The following is a 904-nucleotide window of genomic DNA, read 5'->3' as shown; positions in this document are numbered from 1 at the left end:
AATTAATGGTTCACAGCTTTTTGAGACCAATAATAAGGTTGCGACCTATTTTGGTGGTGGGGCTGAATATCAGGATGGAAAATGGACTGTTCCAAGCTTTAAAGTCAAAACAGTTAAAAAGGATAGTAATGAAGTTGAAGAAATCGTCTATGATAATGTTGCGGATGCCTTTGCAGGTATGAGCACTTCTATTACAGATATCCATAATGAGGTGAATAACCAAATCACTAATATTGTTAGTGATAGTCTTGTCAAACAAGATGAGACAGGTCTTATCAAGATCGGTGCAGAAAAAGAGGGCGGTGCAATCAGTATTACCAATAAAAATGGTGAGGATCGTAGGCTTTCTGGAGTTAAGGCAGCAGAGAAAGATAATGAAGCCGTTAATAAAGCTCAGCTTGAGACGAACATCAATGAAGTAAATAATACTCTTACGACTAAGTTTAACGAACTGACTGAAAATATAACAAATATTACACAACATGTTCAAGGAGATGCTTTATTGTGGAGCAAGACTGACAAAGCCTTTAGTGCGCAACATGGCGAAGGTGATGAGAAGTCAGATAGCAAGATTACGCATCTTTTAGATGGTACTGTTTCTAAAGGCTCCACAGATGCAGTGACAGGATCTCAGCTTTATTCCTTACAGGATCAGTTTGCAAAATATTTTGGCGGTGGAGCAGGTTATGATGAGAAAGGCAAATGGAGTTCTCCTGTCTTTAAGGTTAAGAAGTTCGATGATAATGGCAAGGAAACAGAGCAGGAATATACAACTGTAGCTGAAGCCTTTGAAGGCGTGAATCAATCATTCACGAATATTCATAATGAAGTGAATGAGCAAATTAACCAAGTTGTAGGAGACAGCCTTGTTAAACAAAATGAAAAGACACATGTCATATCGGTT

The 904-nt window shown here is 38.2% G+C and carries 1 pseudogene; it reads left to right on the top strand.

Annotation, left to right across the window (positions count from 1 at the left end):
* Window positions 1–904 (top strand): annotated as a pseudogene (locus ACFINC_RS10105) (hypothetical protein); the annotation flags it as partial.

It is taken from the genome of Bartonella sp. AP58NXGY, assembly GCF_042195785.1.
In the GTDB taxonomy this organism is placed as follows: Bacteria; Pseudomonadota; Alphaproteobacteria; order Rhizobiales; family Rhizobiaceae; genus Bartonella.
The sequence above is the reverse complement of the archived record's forward strand: the minus strand, read 5'-3'. Positions and strand labels throughout refer to the sequence as shown.